General features: G+C 64.9%; 18 protein-coding genes and 1 pseudogene. 10 read left to right on the forward strand and 9 right to left on the reverse strand.

All coding sequences use genetic code 11. The features are described 5' to 3' along the window. Positions 1-8 precede the first annotated feature (8 nt). Positions 9-434: a tripartite tricarboxylate transporter TctB family protein gene (locus M3I54_RS31000; RefSeq protein ID WP_254342951.1), complete on the reverse strand. Its 426-nt coding sequence runs from the start codon at positions 432-434 to the stop codon at positions 9-11. Between the two features lie 451 nt (positions 435-885). Here M3I54_RS31000 and M3I54_RS31005 point away from each other — a divergent pair, with 451 nt between their 5' ends. Further along, positions 886-2,556, forward strand: coding sequence for a thiamine pyrophosphate-binding protein (locus M3I54_RS31005; RefSeq protein WP_254342862.1), 1,671 nt, complete (start codon positions 886-888; stop codon positions 2,554-2,556). A gap of 47 nt (positions 2,557-2,603) precedes the next feature. Here the strand turns inward: M3I54_RS31005 and M3I54_RS31010 are convergent, their stop codons facing one another. Further along, entirely contained in the window at positions 2,604-3,482 is an 879-nt protein-coding gene (locus tag M3I54_RS31010; protein ID WP_375542245.1) for a hypothetical protein, read from the reverse strand. 169 nt (positions 3,483-3,651) lie between these two features. Here M3I54_RS31010 and M3I54_RS31015 point away from each other — a divergent pair, with 169 nt between their 5' ends. From M3I54_RS31015 to yfcF, 4 genes are all read left to right on the forward strand, one after another. Next, positions 3,652-4,590, forward strand: coding sequence for a S1C family serine protease (locus M3I54_RS31015; RefSeq protein WP_254342870.1), 939 nt, complete (start codon positions 3,652-3,654; stop codon positions 4,588-4,590). Between the two features lie 42 nt (positions 4,591-4,632). Continuing rightward, the gene (locus tag M3I54_RS31020) at positions 4,633-5,277 is read left to right on the forward strand and encodes a response regulator transcription factor (protein ID WP_375542246.1); all 645 of its coding nucleotides are present in this window, start codon (positions 4,633-4,635) and stop codon (positions 5,275-5,277) included. Between the two features lie 187 nt (positions 5,278-5,464). Then, positions 5,465-5,635 carry a hypothetical protein gene (locus M3I54_RS31025; protein ID WP_254342874.1) on the forward strand — a complete coding sequence of 57 codons (171 nt, stop codon included), beginning with the start codon at positions 5,465-5,467 and terminating at the stop codon, positions 5,633-5,635. A 64-nt stretch (positions 5,636-5,699) separates the two neighbouring features. Then, positions 5,700-6,344, forward strand: a complete 645-nt coding sequence (yfcF, locus tag M3I54_RS31030) for a glutathione transferase (protein ID WP_302059210.1) — start codon at positions 5,700-5,702, stop codon at positions 6,342-6,344. 104 nt (positions 6,345-6,448) lie between these two features. Here the strand turns inward: yfcF and M3I54_RS31035 are convergent, their stop codons facing one another. Continuing rightward, positions 6,449-7,375, reverse strand: a complete 927-nt coding sequence (locus M3I54_RS31035) for a glutaminase (RefSeq protein ID WP_254342878.1) — start codon at positions 7,373-7,375, stop codon at positions 6,449-6,451. Between the two features lie 108 nt (positions 7,376-7,483). Then, entirely contained in the window at positions 7,484-9,052 is a 1,569-nt protein-coding gene (locus M3I54_RS31040) for a DHA2 family efflux MFS transporter permease subunit (protein WP_254342879.1), read from the reverse strand. A gap of 276 nt (positions 9,053-9,328) precedes the next feature. On the opposite strand from M3I54_RS31040, the gene M3I54_RS31045 reads away from it, so the two are divergent. From M3I54_RS31045 to M3I54_RS31055, 3 genes are all read left to right on the forward strand, one after another. Beyond that, a complete protein-coding gene (locus M3I54_RS31045) occupies positions 9,329-9,979 on the forward strand; it encodes an alpha/beta hydrolase (RefSeq protein WP_254342881.1) in 651 nt (216 codons plus the stop codon). A gap of 339 nt (positions 9,980-10,318) precedes the next feature. After that, complete coding sequence (locus tag M3I54_RS31050) at positions 10,319-11,374, forward strand: rod shape-determining protein (protein ID WP_254342883.1); 1,056 nt, start codon at positions 10,319-10,321, stop codon at positions 11,372-11,374. Positions 11,375-11,610: 236 nt separating this feature from the next. Next, positions 11,611-12,396 carry an alpha/beta fold hydrolase gene (locus tag M3I54_RS31055; RefSeq protein WP_254342955.1) on the forward strand — a complete coding sequence of 262 codons (786 nt, stop codon included), beginning with the start codon at positions 11,611-11,613 and terminating at the stop codon, positions 12,394-12,396. An 86-nt stretch (positions 12,397-12,482) separates the two neighbouring features. On the opposite strand, the gene M3I54_RS31060 is transcribed toward M3I54_RS31055, so the two are convergent. Then, positions 12,483-12,884, reverse strand: a complete 402-nt coding sequence (locus tag M3I54_RS31060; protein ID WP_254342885.1) for a hypothetical protein — start codon at positions 12,882-12,884, stop codon at positions 12,483-12,485. A 361-nt stretch (positions 12,885-13,245) separates the two neighbouring features. Here M3I54_RS31060 and gltA point away from each other — a divergent pair, with 361 nt between their 5' ends. Together gltA and M3I54_RS31070 are read left to right on the forward strand one after the other, a co-directional pair. Then, complete coding sequence (gene gltA, locus M3I54_RS31065) at positions 13,246-14,547, forward strand: citrate synthase (RefSeq protein WP_254342887.1); 1,302 nt, start codon at positions 13,246-13,248, stop codon at positions 14,545-14,547. A 250-nt stretch (positions 14,548-14,797) separates the two neighbouring features. Then, complete coding sequence (locus tag M3I54_RS31070) at positions 14,798-17,077, forward strand: amylo-alpha-1,6-glucosidase (RefSeq protein WP_254342889.1); 2,280 nt, start codon at positions 14,798-14,800, stop codon at positions 17,075-17,077. Between the two features lie 45 nt (positions 17,078-17,122). Here M3I54_RS31070 and M3I54_RS31075 read toward each other — a convergent pair. The 4 genes and pseudogenes from M3I54_RS31075 to M3I54_RS31090 form a co-directional block, all read right to left on the reverse strand. Continuing rightward, positions 17,123-18,030: pseudogene (locus tag M3I54_RS31075) on the reverse strand (asparaginase). Positions 18,031-18,103: 73 nt separating this feature from the next. Further along, entirely contained in the window at positions 18,104-19,018 is a 915-nt protein-coding gene (lhpI, locus tag M3I54_RS31080) for a bifunctional Delta(1)-pyrroline-2-carboxylate/Delta(1)-piperideine-2-carboxylate reductase (protein WP_254342891.1), read from the reverse strand. Positions 19,019-19,064: 46 nt separating this feature from the next. Then, positions 19,065-20,306, reverse strand: coding sequence for an FAD-binding oxidoreductase (locus M3I54_RS31085; protein ID WP_254342893.1), 1,242 nt, complete (start codon positions 20,304-20,306; stop codon positions 19,065-19,067). A 102-nt stretch (positions 20,307-20,408) separates the two neighbouring features. Then, positions 20,409-21,320: a LysR family transcriptional regulator gene (locus M3I54_RS31090; RefSeq protein WP_254342895.1), complete on the reverse strand. Its 912-nt coding sequence runs from the start codon at positions 21,318-21,320 to the stop codon at positions 20,409-20,411. Positions 21,321-21,423 lie beyond the last annotated feature (103 nt).

Genomic DNA, 21,423 nt, shown 5'->3' on the forward strand with positions numbered 1-21,423 from the left:
GTTGCTCACTATCCCCAGGCAAATGGCGCCAACTGAAGTTTTAGCGCCCATGAGAAGACAACGAGGGCGATCGCGCACATGACGATCGACAACGCGGCTGCGCGAAACAGGGTATTGGTTCGGTCTCCGAGCGCGGAAATGAAGACGATCGCGAACGTGGCGGGAATCAGGCCGCCGTACTTGCCGAGCAGGATGAAGGCGAGCGTGCCCGTGATAATGCAAACGGCGCCACGCAGGTCGGGCAGCCGCGAATGCGCATCCGCCGTGTTCGAAGCGGGTTTGGGCAGGTCCTTTGCCGCGAGCGCAATCAGAATGCCGATGACAGCCAGAAGCGTGCCCACGGCTACGGGAAAGAAACCCGCACCCATGCTCGTCAGCGATCCAACTTCATACGACATGCCGGCGTACGCGGCGCTCACGCCGATCACGACCATCAGTGCGCCGGCGTAGTAATCCTTGCTGAAAGAAAGTCTGAGGTTCAACGCACACCTCCGCCGCCTGAGCGATTGACATCCGCAGCGCAGCCCGGCGCATGTAGTTTGGAGAGCGAGGTCCGGCAACGTTGTCCGGCCCATGTGTGGCCGGGCAAAAGGTAGCTCTGCGAATCGAAACTTGCTGTGTAACCGTCGCGCGTATGCGGCTCGCAGGGAGCGTCGGCTGTTCGATGAGGTCATACAACTCATATGTATGAGTCGCAATGTAATGTGTTAGCCTTCGGATTGCCATCAGGGAAAACATGGGTGTCGGCGCATCGTGTGCGAGACGAAGCAATTCTTTCGTTGACTTCAAGAATTACTGACTTTTCGCCGTGGTGGATGACGCGAATAATTCACTCGACACCCATTTAATGCGCGAATCAACACGTCTTGAACAGGAGATATCGGAATGTCGATTGCATGCCGCGGCGCTGACGCGCTGGTAAAGGCGTTGTCCAAAGCAGGGGTGAAGCATATCTTCACCTTGTCGGGCAACCACATCATGCCGGTGTTCGACGCTTGCATTGGCGCGGGTATCGAGTTGTTCCACACGCGCCACGAGGCCGCAGCCGTGCATATGGCGGACGCCTATGCACGTTTGACCGGCAAGGTCGGCGTGGCGTTGGTGACCGGCGGTCCCGGTCACGCCAACGCGGTTTCGGCGCTCTATACGGCTCAGATGGCGGAATCGCCCGTTCTGCTGCTCTCCGGGCATGCCCCGCACGACCGGTTGGGCATGGGCGCATTTCAGGAGATGCGGCAGGCGGATGTCGCGGCGCCGCTGGTGAAGATGGCCGCCACCGCACAGCATCCAGACACCCTGGTCGATGAACTGGTCCACGCGATGCGCGCCGCGCAGTCGGGGCGGCCCGGGCCCGTTCACCTGAGCCTTCCAACCGACGTCCTGGAGGGCGCGGCGCACGTGCCCGGTGAGATGAATGCCGAAAGCTTTTTGCCGGTGAGGCAGATGCTTGACGATACAACGGCCAGGCGCCTGGTCTCGAGCCTCGCCGAGGCGTCGCGCCCGCTGATCCTCGTGGGGCCGGCGTGCATGACCCGCGCCGGCCGCGAGCGGACGGACACGCTTGCGGCGGCGCTCGGGGTGCCCGTCATCGGCATGGAGAGCCCGCGAGGCATCAACGATCCAGCTCTGGGGGCGTTCGCCGAGGTTCTGGCGCAGGCTGACCGCGTGATGCTGGTAGGCAAGCGGATGGATTTCACGCTGGCGTTCGGGAAATCGCCCGCGTTTGCGCCGGGTTGCACGTTTCTGCAGGTCGACCCGGAGCCGCAGGAGATTGCACGCACGCGTCGCGCGGTAGGTGAGCGCTTGATCGGCACGGCAGTGGCGGATAGTTTCCCCGCGCTCGACACGCTGGCTACCGTTTGCCGCAATGACTACAAGTGCGATGAACGATGGGCGCGCGACGTGCGGGGCGCGATGGCTTGGCGGCCCGAGCAATGGCGCACGGCGTCATCGTCGCTCGAAAGACGTGTTCATCCTGTTCAGGCGCTCGCGCCGTTCCAGGCGTTGCTCGACAGCCATCCCGATGCGGTTTTCGTCTCCGATGGCGGCGAATTCGGGCAGTGGGCGCAAGCCTGCCTGCGCGCGCCCAATCGCGTGATCAACGGCGTTGCCGGGGCGATCGGCGCCGCGCTTCCGTTCGCGCTGGCCGCGCGCGTTGCATACCCTGATTCGCCTGTCGTCGCCGTGATGGGGGATGGCACGTTCGGCTTTCATGCGGCAGAAATGGATACCGCCGTGCGCTACGGATTACCCTTCGTGGCCGTGGTTGGCAACGATGCGCGCTGGAACGCCGAGTATCAGATCCAGTTGCGCAGTTATGGCCCTGAGCGGCTGATCGGCTGCGAGCTGCTGCCTGCTCGTTACGATCGCGTGACCGAGGCTTTCGGCGGAGCTGGCGCGTTCGTCGAACGTGCGGACGACATGAAAGACGCGATCGAACGGGCGCAGACTGCGCAGAACACGAAGCTGCCAACGTGCGTGAATATCATGATCGAGGGTGTTGCCGCGCCGTCTTTCAAACGCCGCGCGCCAGAAGCTGCACCGCTCGAGCGCTAAGTTGAGATGTTCGCAAACGGACCGGTGACGCCCGTGCGCTGCGCGGACTACTGCGCGACCTGCTGACGTTGATATTCGTTGTGCTTCATTTGCATGTAGTCGGCGCGGCTGACCTCGTGCAATTGCCGCGGATACTGCTCGGTCGAATCGAACCACTCCGTGAGGCGTTTGTCGAGGCGGGCGTCGGGCGGCCTGGAAAGCGCATCGAGATACGCTTCAATGGCGAGGTAATAGCGCATGGTATTGCGTTCGACCAGACCGCGCACGCCGCCGATGTATCGCGTCTCGTTCGTCGACGGATCGCGGGTCGTCGAAAAGCCGACTTTATCGCTGCCTATCGTCGCCAGATAGGCTTTCATGGCAAGCCGCCCCGCCGTGCCGTAACCGTACGCGTAAGTCAGATGAATAAAGGTGCGATCGTTACCCGCGGGTATGGCCTCCAGCACGATCCGGTAGTCTTTCGTACTTAGCGGACCGGTGACGGCGGAAAGCTCCACGCGAAAATAATCAGGGCTACTCACGGCTTGATGCCAGGTGAATTGCACGCGGTAGGATGAGGAAAGCGATTCCTCGGTTTTCTTGCCGATATTCACCGCGAGAACCGTGCCGCTATCGCTGGTCGAGGCATGGCAGTACTTGATGTTCAAGTGCAGGATCAACACGTCGCACCAGTTGCCAGGCCCTTGAGTCGGGTGGTTGAGCGCATCGTTGACCATCGCGAAAGGGAAGTTGACCACACCGTAAATATCGCCCTTGAGTGCCGATGGCAATTCCTGTGATTCGAGGTACAGCGGCCGCTGAAACTGGTTTTGCGCGAGTTGCTGCGTGAGATTTTGATATTTTTCGCGCAGGCCTGTCGCCCTGTCGTCGGCTTGCGCGAAAGCGCTCTGGACCAGGAAACAGAGCGCCGCGGTGATCACGGCCATCCACCACTGGCGCGTGCGCCGGTTGCCTGATGTGGATTTGGCAAGCGTATTCATGGCCTTCCTCCCGCTTTGACTCGGTGTGAGCTGCATCGATCCGACTACCCATTTGGGTGGTGCGCGCCGCCTGTCGTTCTGTCATTGTGAACCCACAACTGGCAGGAGACTTGAAATGGAAACGACATCCTCGAGCGCAAATCCTTTAACGGTTCTATCGGACGGTCTGGCCGACATTGTCGCGCGAGTCGGGCAGAGCGTCGTGGCGGTCCATGGCCGGCATCGCATGCCGTCGAGTGGAGTAATCTGGCGCCACGGCGTCGTCGTGACGGCTGCACACACGATCAGGCGTGAGGAGGGGATCGAAATCACATTGAGCGACGGTCGTAAGGCCGCCGCGGTCCTCGCAGGCCTGGATCTGGGCACCGACCTCGCCGTGCTGAAGCTGGACGGCGTGGACCTGGACCCAGTCGAGTCTGGCGATGCCCGCTCACTCAAGCCGGGTCATCTGGCGCTCGCCGTCGCGCGTACGGACGAACTCGGCATCAGCGCGGATTTTGGCGTGGTCGGCAGCACAGGTGGTCCCTGGCGCACGTGGAGAGGTGGACAGCTCGACGCATTCGTGCGGCTGGACGGCGGTCTGCGCCCGGGTTTCTCGGGCGCGGCCCTCGCTGATATGCGCGGCCAGGTCATGGGCATCTGCACGTCGGCACTGATGCGCGGCGCCGGCATGGTGATTCCCGCGATGACGGTGGAGCGCGTTGCCGATGAACTGTTGGCCAAGGGGCGCGTCTCACGGGGCTACCTTGGCGTCGGCACGCAGCAGGTCAGCTTGCTGAGCGCGTGGGTGAACACAATGAACCTGTCGTTCAGTAGCGGGTTGCTGATCAGTTCGCTTGAGCCAGGCGGTCCTGCGGAACAGGCAGGTGTGCTCATCGGCGATGTGCTGATCGAACTGGACGGCCGACCTTGCCGCGACATGGGCGACTTGCACGCCGCGCTGGGCTCGACGAGCATCGGACAGCCGTTGCCAATCACATTGATCCGCGGCGGCGAGCGCCACGCGTGTGCGGTAACAGTGGGTGAGCGGCCCCAACGGAATTCGTGCAGGTGAGGTCCGGGACGCGGCGAAATGGCGGATGGAAAGATGGAACACATGGGGCCGGTGCGAGTCGCGGTCATTGCGGCATCGCCGCAGGTGCGCGCAAGCCTGCAAGCGATTGTCGAGGCGGAACCGGCACTTGCGTTCCTGGGTAGTGCAGCCGACGCCGAAACGCTCGCCGGATACCTCACCGGTTCGGTCCCGGATGTCGTCGTGGCCGACAACGAACCGGAGGCGAGCGACGCGCTCAAGACGCTATTCGAACCTGGCCACGTGCCACCGGCGCTGGTCCTGTTGCTCGACGACCCGGATAGCGACTGGTTCCTTGACGAGCTACCCGCCGATGCGACGGCGATCCTGTCGCGCGACGTGGTGCCCGCCGAAATCGTCGCGGCCATCGAAGCCGCCGCCGCTGGTCTGTGCGTGCTGTCGCCCGACATTCTCGCAAGGCTGCTGGCCGGACGGAAACCGTTGCGCCAGACGGCGTCGGGCGGACCGTTCGAAGCCTTGTCGTTACGGGAAACAGAAGTGCTGGCGATGCTCGCCGACGGACTCGGCAACAAGGAGATCGCCCGGCAACTCGACATCTCGGACAACACGGTGAAATCCCACCTCTCGTCCATCTTCGGCAAACTCGGCGCGACCAATCGCACCGAAGCGGTGATGCTCGGTATGCGGCATGGATACATCATGGTGTAGACAGACCATAAAAGCGGCACGGGCGGCTCTCAAGAAACCTTCAAACTTGCCGATAACACACGGATATGGCGTTATTCGGCAGCTGTGCCGCCCCTGACTTACGGCGAGAAAGATTCCATGCAGATTCAACCCATTACCGCGACTACGACTGCCTACGGCAGCGGCACGAGCAGTGGCGCCGCCTCGAATGATCAAGGCGCAGATCCAGAGTGCGCAAAACGCGTTGAGCTCGGCGTCGCAATCGGATACGAGCCAGGTCAGTCAGATCGCGTCGCAACTGGCGAGCGTGCAGAGTTCGCTGGCGCAGCTGATGGTGGCCAATGGCAAGACCACGGGGCTGGTTTCGGCGACGGCGTGAGCGGGGCGGGCTGAATCGATCAGCGTGACGGCGGCCGTGCTTGCTACTATCGTCGGCACCAACAATGGAGCCGCCTGTGACCAACCCAACTCTCCACCTCTACGCCGACGCCCAGTACGCCAGTCCCTACGCGATGTCAGTCTTCGTCGCGTTGCACGAGAAGGCGCTCGCGTTCGGGCTTTCAACCGTCGATCTCGGAAAGAGCGAAAACCGGAAGCCGGAATTCGCGGCGAAATCGCTCACGCGGCGCGTGCCGACCTTGATCCACGACGGCTTCGCGCTCTCGGAGTCCTCGGCGATTACGGAGTATCTGGACGAAACCTTCCCCGGCGTGGCGCTCTATCCGGCGGATCGGCGACAGCGCGCCCGCGCGCGCCAGGTTCAGGCGTGGTTGCGCAGCGATCTCATGCCAATCCGCCAGGAGCGGTCGACCGAGGTCGTGTTTTACGGTCCGACTACGGCGCCACTTTCCGGCGCGGCGCAACTCGCGGCAGAGACGCTCTTTGCGATGGCCGAAGCGTTGCTCGCGCAAGGCGAAAAGCATCTCTTCGGCGCATGGTCCATCGCTGACGTGGATTTGGCGTTGATGCTGAACCGTCTGGTTCTGAACGGCGATCCGGTGCCGCATCGGCTGGCGCAGTACGCCCTATCTCAGTGGCAGAGGCCTTCCGTTCAGCGCTGGCTCACGCTCGAGAGACCGCCGCTCTGAGGCTTTGCGTCGTCGTGAAGGGGCTGCGGCGCCTTCTGTGAATGGCGGCGCGACCGGCAAGCGTTACATTGCCGATGCTTGCCGACATGACGTTCACCCCAGGCTCAGAAAATCGAGCGCCCGGTGCGCGTCGTCAACCACTCCAGCGCCAGCGAGCCCACCAGTGAATTCCCCGTTGCGTCGAGGCCCGGCGACCACACGCAAACCGCAAACTCGCCAGGCAGCACCGCGATGATCCCGCCGCCCACACCGCTCTTCGCAGGCAAGCCCACGCGGTACACGAAATCGCCGGCCGCGTCGTAGGTGCCGCAGGTCAGCATCAGCGCAGAAAGGCGCTTTGCCGAACTCGCGTCGAGCACAGGTTCGCCGCTCGCGGGCGAAACGCCGCCGTTCGCCAGAAAGAGCGCCGCGCGTGCCAGTTCCACGCAGCTCATTGAGATTGCGCATTGGCGGCAATACGCGTCGATCACGGTATCGGCGGGCATCTCCAGGTTGCCGAAGCTCGCGATGAAATGCGCCATCGCGCGATTGCGCTCGGCGTGCGCGAGTTCCGACTGCGCGACGCGCAGGTCGTAGCCAATGCCGGGCTCGCCCGAGAGCCGCCGCACGAAATCGACGAGCGCGGTTTCCGCCTGCACGAAGCGGCGGCACAACACGTCGGTCACGACGAGCGCGCCCGCATTGATGAACGGGTTGCGCGGCTTGCCCGCCTCGAATTCGAGCTGCACGAGCGAGTTGAATGCTGTGCCCGAAGGCTCGCGGCCCACGCGCTGCCAGAGCGCGTCGCCGAGCAACTGGAACGCGAGCGTGCAGGCGAACAGCTTCGAAATGCTCTGGATGGAAAAGCGCACATCGGCGTCGCCGGTGCGGTACACCTGGCCGTCCACCGTCACGATAGCCATGCCGAAGTGATCGGCGCGCACCGTGGCTAGTTCGGGAATGTAGTCGGCAACGCGGCCCGTGCCGATATACGGCTGCAGGTCGCGATGGATGGCGTCGAGGATGGGCGTGTAGTCGAGCGTGTGATTCATGGGCGGCGCAGGGCAGTCGCGGCGGAGCGCCCGCCGCGGTCCCCGCGATTGTAGCGGCTCGCGTTGTCCGCTACGGCTTCGCTGCGCGCTTTGACTTGACCACGCGGGTCAATGCGCCCCCGCCGAGCCGCCGCCGCCGCCGCCCTTCGTCGACTTCGTGATCCAGATGAGCGGAATGATCACGAGAAAGATGATCGCCGAGACATAGAAAATGTCGTTCAGCCCCATCATGGCGGCCTGCGAGTTGAGCTGAAAGTCGAACAGCGCGCGTGCGGAGGGCTCGCTCAAATTCAGCACCTTCTGGGTCTGATCCATCGCCTGCACGAAGGTCGGGTTGTTGACCGAAGCCTGTTCTGTGAGCCGCGCGTGATGCAGGATCGTGCGGTTGTTCCATGCGTTCGTCGCGATCGAGGTGCCCACCGCGCCGCAGAACACGCGCACGAAGTTCGAGAGGCCCGCCGCCGCCGGCACGCGGCTCGGCGGCTGCCCCGCGAGAATGATCGCCGTGAGCGGCACGAAGAAGAGCGCCATGGGGATGCCTTGCAGCAGCGTGGGCAGCACGAGATGGAAGGTGTCGATTTCGATCACGTACTGCGATCGCATGTAGAACACCCCCGCGAACATCACGAACGCGATCGTCGCGATGATGCGCGCGTCGGAGCGCGGCAACAGGCGCCCCACGACGGGCGAGAGCAGCAGCGCGAAGATGCCTAGCGGCGCGGTCACGAGGCCCGCGTCCACCGAGCGGTAATTCAGATACTCCTGCATCCACTGCGGCAATAACACGAGATTGCCGAAGAACACGGCATAGGCCACGGAAATCGCAATCGTGCCGCCGAGAAAGTTCCGTTGTCCGAACAAACGCAAGTCGACGATCGGATGTTCCTCGGTCAGCTCCCACACGAGAAAGAACGCAAAGCTGATGAGCGCGACGAGGCCGAGCGTGACGATCACGGGCGAGTTGAACCAGTCGAGATCCTTGCCTTTATCCAGCATGATCTGGAGCGAGGCGACCCAGGCGATCAGCAGGCCGAGGCCCACCATGTCGATAGGCGGTTTGCGCGTGGCAGATTCGCGGTCACGGTAGATCGACCAGGTCACGAAAGCCGCGAAAAAACCCACCGGGATGTTGATGTAGAAGATCCACGCCCAGTTGTAGCTATCCGTGATCCAGCCGCCGAGCGCCGGTCCCGCGATCGGGCCGACGGTCGTGGTCATCGCCCAGAAGGCGAGCGCGGTGGACGATTTGTCTTTCGGCCAGGATCCGAGCAGGATGGCCTGCGAGAGCGGAATGAGCGGGCCGGCCACGGCGCCTTGCAGCACGCGCGCAATCAGCAGGAAAGGCAGGGTCGGTGCGATGCCGCACAGCCACGACGCCAGCACGAACGAGAGGATCGAGGTGACGAACAGGCGCACCTGGCCAAAGCGCTGCGTGAGCCAGCCGGTGAGCGGAATGGAAACGGCGTTGGCCGCCGCGAACACGGTGATGACCCACGTGCCTTCGTCCACGGAAACGCCCATGTCGCCGGAGATGGTCGGAATGGCGACGTTGGCGATCGACGTGTCGAGCACGTTCATGAAGGTCGCGAGCGAGACCGCGATCGTGCCGAGGATCAGACTGCCTCCCTGGAGCGGAGGCGGCGCGGGCGGCGCCGATAATGCGGCAGGCTGGTTCAAGCTCGTTCTCCGCGTATTCGGTTTGCGGCACAGGATACCTGTAATCGTCTTTTGTCATTGCCAGACGCGGAGCATCCCCCTGTTGTGCAGGGTCATGGGGCTTGCGAATGGCTTTCGCGCGCGATTGGGCTGCTGACGCGGCTTTAGGTAACGCCGGGAAATGGAGTCTTTCGTACACGCGGTGCGCGGCGAGCGTATCCTTGCGCCTGCCGTGCGCCGCGCAAAAAGCGTGCGCTGGAGACACAATACGAACGTCAGTACAGGGGAGGTCCGATCATGAGCTGGGAAGCATTCGAAGGGGGCTGGCGTCTGGCGCCGGCCGATGGCGCCGCTCGCGCGCTCGTCGTGCTGCTGCACGGCGTAGGCAGCAACGCACAGGACCTCACGCCGCTCGCCGACGTGTGGCGCGATGCGCTGCCCGGCGTCGCGTTCACGTCGCTCGATGGCAGCGAACCCTTCGACGGCGGCTTTGGCGGACGCCAGTGGTTCAGCCTGCGCGACATCAGCGAGAGCAACCGCGAGGCGCGCGTCGTCGCCGCCTCGCAGGTGCTCGAGCGGCGGCTCGACGCCGAACTTGCCCACTGGGGGCTCGGCCACGACGCGCTCGCCCTGGTGGGCTTCTCGCAAGGCTCGATCATGTCGCTCTACCACACGGCCACGCAGCCGGCGGGCGCGGCGGCCGTGGTCGCGTATGCGGGCCGGCTCGTCACGCCCGTGGTCGCGAAAAGCCGCACGGTGCTCACGCTCGTGCACGGCGAGGACGACGAAGTGATTCCGGCGACCGAACTGGAGCGCGCCGCCGCCGCGTTCAGCGACGCGGGCTTTGCGGTCACCGCTTTCGCGCTGCCGGGCGTTGGCCACACGATCACGCCGCAGGGCGTCATGCTCGGGCGCGACGCGCTGGTGCGCGCGCTCGCGCACGGCTAATCGCGGGCCTGATCCGATCGTTGGCGGGGCAAGGTCTGGCCCCGTTAATCAGCATGCGTCAGCGGGCTAAATCGGTACAAAAGAGCAGTCGCATAAGCCCCAGTGTCGTATTTCGGCCATATTTTCCGGATAACCTATGCAGTTGTTTTTGGACCGGCTAAAGTTCGCGCCGGTCGCGGCCGTTAATACGGGGAGTCGCCGCGACCTTATGGGCCGCGTAGGCCCGTTCCGCCCGGCGCGCGGTTAGTTCGCGCTGCCTGGATGAGGCCGCCATCGGGAATGCCATCCGGCGGCGCTTCGTCTGCCGGGTCGCCAAAAAAAACCGAACTTCAGACCAATATGGCCCGAGCCAAGCCGCATTCCATTTTCTCCAAAAGGCTGTTCCGCCAGGACGTGGCGCTCGATCTCGGTACGGCCAACACGCTGATCTATACCGCCGACAAAGGCATCGTGCTGAACCAGCCCTCCGTGGTCTGCTTCGAACGACGCGCGGGCGCGAGTGAGACGACGGTGGCCGCGGTGGGCCGCGAGGCGAAGGACTTGCTCGGCCGCGCGCCGGCCAATCTGGAGACGGTGCGGCCGCTTTCGCACGGCGTGATCGCCAACTTTACCGCTGCCGAACATATGATGCGCCGCTTCGTGGCGATGGCGCAGCCGCGCCGTCTGCTCGGCCGCCGTGCGGCATTCACGGTGTGCGTGCCGGCGGGCGCGACGCGCGTCGAGCGCCGCGCGATTCGCGAGGCGGCCTTCGCGGCAGGCGCGGCGAGCGTGAACCTGATCGGCGAGTCGCTGGCGTCGGCGCTCGGTGCGGGTTTGCCGGTGCACGCGGCAACGGGCTCGATGGTCGTGGATATCGGCGGCGGCACGACGGAAGTGGGCATCGTCGCGCTGGGCGGCGTGGCGTGCAGCGGTTCGGTGCGCGTGGGCGGCGACCAGTTCGACCGCGCCATCGTCGATCATGTGCGCACGCTCTATGGCGTCGTGCTGGGCGATCAGACCGCCGAACACGTGAAAAAGACGATTGGCTGCGCGCTCTACGGCGAACCCATCGAACGCATCCGCGCGACCGGTCGCAGCATGGAAGACGGTCTGCCGCGCACGGTCGAGATCACGAGCCACGACGTGGTGGACGCGCTGGCCGCACCGTTGCGCGTGGTGATCAACGCGGTGCGGCAGGTGCTCGAGACAGCGCCCGCCGAACTCGTCACCGATATTGCCGATAGCGGCATCGTGCTCACGGGCGGCGGCTCGCTGCTCGGGAAGCTCGACCAGTGCCTCGCCGCCGAGCTTGGCGTGGTCGTGCGTGTGGCCGACGAGCCGCTCACCTGCGCGGTGCGCGGCGCGGGCGCGGCGGCTTCGCTCATGAGCGAGCACGCTTTCGAAATGGTCGAATAACGGCGCAAGCCAGCGGAAGAGGCAACGCCGCTCCGGGAGACTGCCGGCGTGCGGGGTGTTCGCGCCGCGGGCGTGGGACAATACGCCACTTCGCCGGCGTGCGCCGCGATGGACTGCCCTTAGGCCATCGTCCGTTGCAATGCGCCGCTGTCCCGTTGTCTCCACATCGCCCAGCCGTGAATCCAGCCGCTTTTCCGCCACCCGGTACGTTCATCGAACTACCCGGCGGCCTGCCCATGCCTTATGTCGAACGGGGCGAGGGCGAACTCCTTCTCTTCGTGCACGGCTCGCTTTGCGATTACCGCTACTGGCAGCCGCAGCTGGCCGGGCTCGCGCAGCAATATCGCTGTGTATCGGTGAGTCTCACGCACTACTGGCCCGCCGGGGAGGCTGCGCTCGGCCAGCCTTTCAGCTGGCGGCAGCATGCCGATGAGCTTGCGGCGTTCGTCGAAGCCCTGGGCGCAGGCCCTGCGCACGTGATCGGGCATTCGCGCGGCGGCCTCGTGTCATTCCAGTTCGCGCGGCGCCATCCGCAGCACGTGCGCACGCTCACGCTCGCCGATCCGGGCGGCCCAGTCCAGCAGCCGGGCCAGACGCTCGCCACGCTGCCCGAGACCGTCAACGCGCTGCGCGCCCGCGTCGTGGCGCTGATCGAGTCCGGCCAGGTGGACGCGGGGCTGGCGTTGTTCGTCGATTCGGTGAGCCGCCCGGGCTTCTGGGCACGGAGCACGCATGCGTTTCGCCGCATGGCCACCGACAACGCACACACGCTTGGGCCGCAGTTTCAGGATCCGCTGCCTGCGTACACGCGCGAGCAAGCCGCCGAGGTGCGATGCCCCGTGCTGCTGATCGACGGTGAGCTGAGCCCGGAAGTGTTTCACCGTGCCGTGGCCGCGCTCGAAGCATGGCTGCCCGATGCGCGCAGCGCGAGTGTGGCGGGCGCGTCACATGGAATGAATCTGGCGCGCCCCGCGGCGTTCAACGAGTTGATCGATCGATTCGTGAGCGGCCACGGGCGCTGAAGCACGCGGACGCAAAAAGGGCGGCCATGCAATGTGGCCACCCTTTTTGTAGCTGCGAGAAATGTCGCAGTCCGAACGACTCTCGCTTAGTCGCGGCCGTGCGCGTGGGCGTCGAGCTTGTGTTCGGCCGCCTCGCCCACGAGGCCCGCGTAGTAGAGGTGCACGCCGATCGCGAGCGAATCGTTGCGGATTTCGTGGAAGGCCTTCCATGCCTTCGCCGGATCCTTGAACACGAGATAGTGCGCTTCCTGCGAGACGAGGCGGGCGACCTGGTGCAGGCCGTGGCCGTTGAGCGCGTCCACGAGGTGATCCAGGCTGCGGTGCGTGCGCGCGTCGGTGCGCGGATACAGCATGTGCAGCACGGCAACGCGCTCATTGGCGAGCGCAGCCGAGAGTGCGACCACGATGTCCTGGTGATTGAGTGCCGTGACGATGGCGCCCTCTGCTTGTTCGTCTTCTGCGAACAGGGTGTCGACCGAGATGTTCATCTGTTGCTTCCTTACGTTTTGCTTTAAGCGCGTGTGGCGGTGAAAAAAGCCCGCCAGAGACAGCGGGCTAGATTACGAAATGCAAATAATGGAAAACCCTTGCATGTCAAGCAGTATGGCAGAGGTGAGGTGCCGCATGCTGCATTGCAAGAGCAAAATATTGTTGCAGGAATCGACGTTAAGGAAGCCGCAAGCTTGGCAGTGTTGCGGGCTTGAGGAGGGATTGTTGCTGGCTGCGCTATCAATCGATGCTGCACCGCGCCGTAGAATGCGGCAAGCGGTCGCAGCAATGCTGGCCCGGACGAATGGGTGCCCGGCGGCTGCGTCCTGTTGCGAAGTGAAAGCAATTCAAGGACACACAATGATCGACTCGAAGACACACGCCACGCTCACGATCCCCGGCCACGCTGAAGGCGTTCAGTTGCCGGTCTACAAGGGCACCACGGGCCCGGACGTGATCGACATCCGCAAGCTGTACGGCCAGACCGGCATGTTCACGTACGACCCGGGCTTCATGTCCACGGCGGCGTGCAACTCGGCGATCACCTATATCGACGGCGACAAGGGCGAGCTGCTCTATCGCGGCTACCCGATCGACAACCTCGCGCAAAACGCCGATTTCCTCGAAAGCTGCTACCTCCTGCTCAAGGGCGAACTGCCCACGCAGCAGCAGAAGGACGAATTCGTGGCCTCGGTGACGAACCACACGATGGTTCACGAGCAGATGCACTTCTTTTTCCGGGGGTTCCGCCGTGACGCACATCCGATGGCGATTCTGGTGGCGGCGGTCGGCGCGCTGTCCGCGTTCTATCACGACTCGCTCGACATCAACAACGCGCAGCATCGCGAGGTGTCGGCGATCCGCATGATCGCGAAACTGCCGACGCTGGTCGCCATGGCGTACAAGTACTCGATCGGTCAACCGTTCGTGTACCCGCAGAACGACCTCTCGTACAGTGCGAACTTCATGCGCATGATGTTCTCCGCGCCGAGCGAAGAGTACGAGGTCAACGACGTGCTCGTGCGCGCGCTCGACCGCATTCTCATCCTGCACGCTGACCACGAGCAGAACGCTTCGACGTCTACCGTGCGTCTGGCGGGTTCGTCGGGTGCGAATCCGTTCGCGTGTATCGCGGCGGGGATTGCCTGCCTGTGGGGCCCGGCGCACGGCGGCGCGAACGAAGCCGCGCTGAACATGCTCGAAGAAATCGGCTCGGTCGACAACATCCCGAAGTTCATCGAGCAGGTGAAAGACAAGAACTCGGGCGTGAAGCTGATGGGCTTCGGCCACCGCGTGTACAAGAACTACGATCCGCGTGCGAAGCTCATGCGCGAAACGTGCTACGAGGTGCTGAACGAACTCGGTCTGCACGACGATCCGCTCTTCAAGCTCGCCATGCAACTCGAAAAGATCGCGCTGGAAGACGAATACTTCGTGTCGCGCAAGCTGTACCCGAACGTCGACTTCTACTCGGGTATCGTGCAGCGCGCGCTGGGTATCCCGACCTCGATGTTCACGTGTATCTTCGCGATGGCACGTACGGTGGGCTGGATTGCCCAATGGAACGAAATGATCGCCGACCCCGAGCAGAAGATCGGCCGTCCGCGTCAGCTCTTCGTCGGCGAAACGTCGCGCGTAGCCTTGCCGATTTCGCAACGCTGATCCTCACGGCGCGCGCCGCTTCTGGCGCGCGCTCGCATTGCCTCCACGGGCGCCCGCACGTTACGTCGTGCCGGCGCCCGCAATTTTTGCCGCGCACGTTCCTTGCTCGCGCCGCGATTTGCCACTGATTTCGCGCGTAACACTCGCATATTCTTCGCGCATTCGCCGCCAACGCGTGCGCCGAAGCCACTACAATCAACCGCAAGCGAACCGTACCGTAACCCTTTGCATGGGACCCAGGAGGCACGCAATGCAGGATCCTGAAACACTCGGTGGCGTCACGCGCTCAAGCGGCGTGGATCATCCCGGGCAAGACACGCGAGAAACCGACGGCGCGTTCATCGCGCCCGAAACGCCCGAGGTCGCAAGCGCCGACCAGCATGTGCTGAAGTCGGGCGGCACCTTCATCGTCAACGATCCGCTCGGCGACATCACCGGCATCGACGACGGCCTCTTCGTCAACGATACGCGCGTGCTCTCGTCGCTGCGCCTCACGTTCGGCGGACGCGTACCCTCGCTGCTCTCGGGTAGCGTGAGCAGCGACAACGCCGTGTTCACGGCCCACCTGACCAATCGTCCGCTGCCGCCGCTCGGCGGCACCACCACGCCCGAAGGCGTGATTCACGTGCAGCGCGAACGCGTGCTCTCCGGCACGATGCTGACCGAGGTCATCGAACTCACGAACTACGGCACGGAAGACGCCGTGGTGCCGCTTTCCATCTCGTTCGCGAGCGACTTCCGCGACATGTTCGAAGTGCGTGGCCTGAAGCGCGAAAAACGCGGCACGCTCATGCCGCCGCGCGTCGAAGATGGCGAAGTACGGCTCGAGTACATCGGCCTCGACAAGGTGGCGCGGCGCGTGCGTATCGAGTTCTCGCCCACGCCGAACAAACTCCTCGCCGATCGCGCCGACTTCACGGTCGACCTGCCCGCGCAGGCCTGCGTCTCGATCTATCTCACGGTGGCGATCGAAGTCGAGGCCATGCCCGACGCCGCGCCCGGCACGCAGAGCGCGGGCATCTTCCAGCCGCCCCATTGCCTCGCGAACTCGCAGGAGCAGCGCGTGGGCCGCGCCGCTGTGCGCGCCGCGCTGGTCGACTCGCATATCGTGATGCGCGAACGCCGCCGCGCGGCGGCGCGCTTGCGTTCGAGCAATCCGCTCTTCAATGCGTGGATCAACCGCTCGATTGCCGATCTGGGTCTGCTCACCACCGATCTGCCGACCGGTCCGTATCCGTATGCGGGCATTCCGTGGTTCTCCACGCCGTTCGGCCGCGACGCGATCATCACCTCGCTGCAAACGCTGTGGCTCACGCCCGCGCTCGCGCGCGGCGTGCTGCGTTTTCTCGCGGAGCATCAGGCGCGCGAGGATTCGGCGTTCCGCGACGCGGCGGTCGGCAAGATCATGCACGAAATGCGCAAGAGCGAGATGGCCGCCACGGGCGAAGTGCCGTTCGCGCTCTACTACGGCGGGGTGGACACCACGCCGCTCTTCGTCGTGCTGGCGGGCGCTTACGTCGAACGCACGGGCGACCTCTCGCTGATCGACGAGTTGTGGCCTGCGCTCGAGCGCGCAACGGCCTGGGTCGCAGGTGTGTGCGACCGCAACAAACTCGGTCTGCTCGACTACCGGCGCGAATCGGAAGGCGGGCTCGCGAACCAGGGCTGGAAGGACAGCCACGACTCCGTATTCCACGCGGACGGCCGTTTCCCCGATGGCCCGATCGCGCTCGTCGAAGTGCAGGCGTACGCGAGTGCGGCGTTCGAAACGATGTCGCGTTTCGCCACGCATCGCGGCCAGGTGGAAGACGCGGCACGCTACGCCGCACGTGCCGCAATCATCCGCCGCTGCGTGGAAGAGAAGTTCTGGATGCCGGAGTCGGAGTTCTACGGTATTGCGCTCGATGGCCACGGCGATCTTTGCCGCGTGCTCGCGTCGAACGCGGGGCATCTGCTCGCCTTCGGACTGCCCCAGGAGGAGCGCGGCCGCGCCGTGGCAGAAGTGCTCGAATCGGCGCTGTTTCACACGGGTTGGGGCGTGCGTACGCTCGCGGCGGGCCAGGCGCGTTTCAACCCCATGGCGTACCACAACGGCTCGGTCTGGCCGCACGACAACGCGCTGTGCGCGCGCGGTCTCGCGCGCTATGGCCGCAAGGCGGCAGCGGTGCGCCTCTTGCAGGCGCTGTTCGAGGCCGCGGTGACGTTCGACATGCGTCTGCCCGAACTCTTCTGCGGTTTCCCGCGCCGGCGCGGCGAGCCGCCCACGGCGTATCCGGTAGCCTGCCTGCCGCAAGCCTGGGCCGCGGGCTCGCCGTTCATGATGCTCGAAGCGTGTCTTGGCGTGACGATCGACGCCGCGCGCAACGAGGTGCGTGTCGAGCAGCCCATGTTGCCCGAAGGCATCGACTGGCTCGAAGTGGGCGATCTGCGCGTGGGCAAGCATACGGTGACGCTCATGTTCCGCCGTGTGGACGGCAAGGTCGTGGCGTCGGCCGATCGTAGCGACGTGAAGGTCGTCGCGTTGCTGTGAGTCTGGGCGCGGGCTTTCAAAGCCTGCGCCTGGCTCATCGATTCCTTACTTGCCTGGCGGGTGATCGAAGCGTTCCAGCGTGAACTGCGGCGCGACGTAACCCGTCTCGACGCCCATCGTGTTGACGATGCGCGGGGCGTCGAATTGACTCAGTTGTGCAAGCTGTTCCGTCGTGCCGATGCCCAGTTGCCTGAGCACTTCGACGACGGTGGCATGGAGCGCGGTCAGATCGCCGTCCTCGATCTTCACCGCGATACCCAGTGCCGGGCCGCTCGTGTGCGGTGCGGTCGCCGCGCTTGCGCGTACACCCATCGCATAACTGCCCGCCGCGCCCAGCTTGCCGACGAGCGCGCCTTCGAACGCGTGCATGAGCGCCGTGCAGAAGCGGCCTTCGCCCGCCACGAGTTCCGGATACGAGGTCATCGCGCGATAGATGTGGGCGAGCGCCCGCGAGCGCGAGTTGGTCGCAGCCGAGCCTGGGGAATCCGCGCGGTCCTGCGCATCGGCGAGCTTCACGAACAGGCGGGCGAGCCGGTCGAGCGGAAAGGCCGGCGTGGGCAGATTGCAGCCGTCGATGCCCCACTCGACGCCCGTCTCGGGAAGATCGCAAACCTCGGCCACGACACGCTTCACATGTTGCTGCAAGAAGCGGACACCTTGGCGAGCATCGCGCGCGTACGCTCGATATGGCGGTCCTCGCTGCTATGCGAGGCGCACATGAGCGCGAGATCGGCGTCGTCGAAGTGAAAGCGTTCGAGCGCGCCTGTTTCGACCACGGCGAGCGCCTGCGCGGGCTTGGCCGCCGAGCGCACGAGCGTCATGCGATGCGCGTCGCCGAACGCGTAGAGCAGCCGGCCCTGGGCGTCGACCACGGCAATGTGGGCGATATGCGTGGTTTCGATGACACCGCCGCGCAGGACTTTCACGGCGGGTTGGGGAGCGCTCGTCGTCATTGTGCGTCTGCCTCGGGTCTCGGATGGGATCTTGCTGCGCGGTCGATGTGCGATTCTAGTCCGCGCATTCGAGTTAGCGCATTTCGCGCGCCACGCGGCACGCTGCGAGATCCCACGCACCGCTGCCGACCGTCTTCAGCAGCACTGGAGTACCGTCATGTGTCGCTGCCGCGCCGTCCGCCACAGCGGAGCCGATCGTGCGCACGTTCGCCCAGTCGATGCCGGCCTGCAACAGGTCGCCGGCTTCTTCGCGCGCGGCTGCCAGATCGTCGACGAACACGCGGCTCGCACGCACCGTTTCCTGCGCGATTTCGGCCGCGTCCGGCGTGAAGGCGCCGACGCCGATCACGAGCCGGTCCTTGCGCGCCGCGTCGTCGTACACGGGCGTCTTGCTCGTCGTCGCGGCGATGACCACGTCGACTTCTTCTGGTACAGCACCGTGCGTGGGCGTCACGTCTACGCCAGACTGCGCGAAGTGGGCGCGGAATGTCTGTTCGGACGCTTCGGTCCGGCCTTTCACGTAGAGCGTCGCCGCCGGATAAAGCTGGCCGATCGCCTCGGCATGAAAACGCGCCTGCTGTCCGGTGCCGATGACCAGAAACGCGCGCGGCGCGCCGGGGTGAAAGAGGCGCACGCCCAGCATGGAGAGCGCCGCGGTGCGCCGCCCGGTCACGGTCGGGCCGTCGAGGATGAACTCCGGCTGCCCCGTCGCGCCATTGCACACCGTCACCGCGCCGAAGATGGTCGGCATACCGAGCGCCGTGTTGGCCGGGCACACGCTCACGAGCTTGTGGATGGCGATGTCGTCGGCGCTGGCGGGCATCGAGAGCATGACGCCGTTGCCCTTGAGCGGCACGCCCGTGCGCACGGGTGCGTGAATGCGGCCCGCGTCGTGGTCCTGCGCGGCCGTGGCGAGGGCGTCGAGCAGCACGCCGAAGTCGAGCAGGCGCGCCGTGGCGGTTGCGTCGTAAATCGCGATGGGCTCCATCGAATGTTCTCTCCTGATGAATGATGCGTGGTGTGGCCGCGTAGCCTCAAAAGCGGTCGATGCGAAACGGCGCGAGATCGACGGCGGGCGTGTCGCGCGCCATCAATTGTGCGACGAGTTCGCCGCTGAGCGGCCCGAGCGTGAGGCCCAGATGCTGATGGCCGGTCGCGACGAACACATTCCGCGCGCCTGACAGCTCGCCGATCATCGGCAGATAGTCGGGCAGCGTGGGGCGCTCGCCGTACCAGCGGCTTGCGACCGGCGCAGCGCGTGCGCCTGGAAAGAGCGTCTGGAATTGCGTGGCGAGCAGATCGGCGCGGCGCCAGTCGGGTGCGCCGCGCGCGCCGAGTTCGACGGTGCCGGCAAGCCGGATGCCTTGCGCCATCGGGTTACAGGTGAAGCCGCGCTCGACGAAGCTCACGGGCATGCGCAGCGTGTCTTGCGAGGGCGCGCCGAGCTGGACGTGATAGCCACGCTCGTTGGTCAGTGGAATCCTGGCTCCCAGTTGCTGTGCAAGTTCGGCGCTGCGCGAGCCGGCCGCGATCAGCACCTTGGCGGCTGGGTGCGTCCCGCCGCTCAGCGTGACGCCGATACGGCCATCGGGCAGGGCGCGCAATGCATCGACGGAGGCGCTCGTGAATCTCGCGCCCGCGGCGAGCGCGGCCTGGAAAATGCGCTCGACGACCTGCTGCGGATTCGTGACCGAAGCCATGCCGGGAAAGTAGCGCGCATGGCTGATACGCGGCGTGAGCGACGGCAGATAGTCGCGCCGCACCTGCTCAGCCGTGAGATTTTCGTAGCGCACGCCATGCTGGTCGAGCAGATCGAGTTGCGCGCGTTCCGTTGCGTGCGCAACGGGTTGCTCGAACACGTAGAGCGAGCCGATGTCGCGGAAAAGTTCGTCGGCGATGTGCTGATCCAGCAGACGACGCCAGGCTTGCGCCGCGCCGGTCACGAGGCTCGCGAGCGCGCGTGTATTGCGGCGAAAGCGCGGGCGCTGCGCCTGCGCGGCGAACTCCAGCACCCACGGCGCCATGCGGGGCAGGCTGCGTTTGTGCAGGCGCAGCGGGCTGTCGCGGCGCAGCAGCATGCGGGGCAGGCCGGCCATCGTCTCGGGGCTTGCGAGTGGCGCGACATGGTCGACCGCGATCAGGCCCGCGTTGCCGAACGAGCAGCCCGAACCGGGTGGGGCGCTGTCGACGATATGCACGCGCATGCCACGCTGCGCCAGGTTGAGCGCGGCGCAGACCCCGATGATGCCCGCACCGATGACGACGACGTCTTCCATGTCAGTCTCGCGACGAAGAAGTGATTTCGTCCGATGCTAACCCAACTATTTCCTATAGGAAACTTTTTTCTTATCGTGCATCTCGCGTGCTCGACCCGTCGATCAGCGTTGCTCTTGCGACGCGTTGTAGGCGCTCGCCTGCTCGAGCAGCCACGCGCGGAACAGTTCCAGTGGCTTGCCGTGGCTGAGTTCGGTGGGATAGACGAAGTAGTAGCCGCCATCGGCAATAGCAGGGGCTTCGAACGGGATGACAACGCCAAACCGCTCGAGCTGGCCTTCCACGAAGAACTTCGGCACGAGCGCCACGCCGAGGCCGGCGGCGGCCGCCGCGATCAGCATCGTGTGCAGTTCGTAGCGCACGCCGTGCATGGTGGCGTTGTCTTCCACGCCGAGGTCGGAGAACCAGCGCGTCCAGGCGTCGGGGCGCGTGGTGGAGTGCAGCAGCGGGTAGGCGAGCAGTTCATGCGCCTTCTTGATGGGTCGCGCGAGCAGCGACGGCGAACAGACGGGCACCACTTCCTCGCCGAACAGAAAGTCGGACGACGTGCCGGGCCAGGTTGGCTTGCCGTAGTGGATCGCGGCTTCGAAATGCGATTCCTCGAACGAAAACGTCTCGGTACGCACACCCATGTTCACGCGCACGTCGGGCGTACGGTCGTGGAAGTCCTTGAGGCGCGGAATCAGCCATTCGGAGGCGAAGGTCGGCAGCACGGCGAGTTCCAGATAACCGCCGCCGCTGCCGTGCGCAATGATGGAGAGCGTGTCGCGATCCAGGTTTTCGAGCGCGCGGCGGACCTGAGTGCTATAGAGACGGCCCGCGCGGGTGAGCACGACCCGCTGTTTGGCGCGCACGAAGAGGCGCACACCGAGATTCGATTCGAGCGTGGCGATCTGGCGCGAAACCGCGCTTTCGGTGAGGAACAGCTCTTTGGCGGCGTGAGTGAAGCTCTCGTGCCGCGCCGCGGCTTCGAAGGCCGTGAGCGCGCCAATGTTCGGGATTTTGAACTTGCGCATGTTGATTCCAGAAACTCATCAAGTGACAATTTAATCTCGCTTTACGCGGTGCGCAACCATTCGAATAATGCGTTCTACGTATAGCTGGCCAAAGCCAATGGCC

It is taken from the genome of Paraburkholderia sp. CNPSo 3274 (genome assembly GCF_024206475.1).
Classification (GTDB): Bacteria; Pseudomonadota; Gammaproteobacteria; order Burkholderiales; family Burkholderiaceae; genus Paraburkholderia.

What these genes read in the sequence shown, in the direction of transcription:
- M3I54_RS31055 (WP_254342955.1), top strand. Translation starts at nt 11,611, where the DNA reads ATGCCTTATGTCGAACGGGGCGAGGGCGAACTCCTTCTCTTCGTGCAC.
- gltA (WP_254342887.1), top strand. Translation starts at nt 13,246, where the DNA reads ATGATCGACTCGAAGACACACGCCACGCTCACGATCCCCGGCCACGCT.
- M3I54_RS31090 (WP_254342895.1), bottom strand. Translation starts at nt 21,320, where the DNA reads ATGCGCAAGTTCAAAATCCCGAACATTGGCGCGCTCACGGCCTTCGAA.
- M3I54_RS31010 (WP_375542245.1), bottom strand. Translation starts at nt 3,482, where the DNA reads ATGGCCGTGATCACCGCGGCGCTCTGTTTCCTGGTCCAGAGCGCTTTC.
- M3I54_RS31000 (WP_254342951.1), bottom strand. Translation starts at nt 434, where the DNA reads ATGGTCGTGATCGGCGTGAGCGCCGCGTACGCCGGCATGTCGTATGAA.
- M3I54_RS31020 (WP_375542246.1), top strand. Translation starts at nt 4,633, where the DNA reads ATGGGGCCGGTGCGAGTCGCGGTCATTGCGGCATCGCCGCAGGTGCGC.
- lhpI (WP_254342891.1), bottom strand. Translation starts at nt 19,018, where the DNA reads ATGGAGCCCATCGCGATTTACGACGCAACCGCCACGGCGCGCCTGCTC.
- M3I54_RS31015 (WP_254342870.1), top strand. Translation starts at nt 3,652, where the DNA reads ATGGAAACGACATCCTCGAGCGCAAATCCTTTAACGGTTCTATCGGAC.
- M3I54_RS31005 (WP_254342862.1), top strand. Translation starts at nt 886, where the DNA reads ATGTCGATTGCATGCCGCGGCGCTGACGCGCTGGTAAAGGCGTTGTCC.
- M3I54_RS31070 (WP_254342889.1), top strand. Translation starts at nt 14,798, where the DNA reads ATGCAGGATCCTGAAACACTCGGTGGCGTCACGCGCTCAAGCGGCGTG.
- M3I54_RS31045 (WP_254342881.1), top strand. Translation starts at nt 9,329, where the DNA reads ATGAGCTGGGAAGCATTCGAAGGGGGCTGGCGTCTGGCGCCGGCCGAT.
- M3I54_RS31060 (WP_254342885.1), bottom strand. Translation starts at nt 12,884, where the DNA reads ATGAACATCTCGGTCGACACCCTGTTCGCAGAAGACGAACAAGCAGAG.
- M3I54_RS31025 (WP_254342874.1), top strand. Translation starts at nt 5,465, where the DNA reads ATGATCAAGGCGCAGATCCAGAGTGCGCAAAACGCGTTGAGCTCGGCG.
- M3I54_RS31035 (WP_254342878.1), bottom strand. Translation starts at nt 7,375, where the DNA reads ATGAATCACACGCTCGACTACACGCCCATCCTCGACGCCATCCATCGC.
- M3I54_RS31085 (WP_254342893.1), bottom strand. Translation starts at nt 20,306, where the DNA reads ATGGAAGACGTCGTCGTCATCGGTGCGGGCATCATCGGGGTCTGCGCC.
- M3I54_RS31050 (WP_254342883.1), top strand. Translation starts at nt 10,319, where the DNA reads ATGGCCCGAGCCAAGCCGCATTCCATTTTCTCCAAAAGGCTGTTCCGC.
- yfcF (WP_302059210.1), top strand. Translation starts at nt 5,700, where the DNA reads ATGGAGCCGCCTGTGACCAACCCAACTCTCCACCTCTACGCCGACGCC.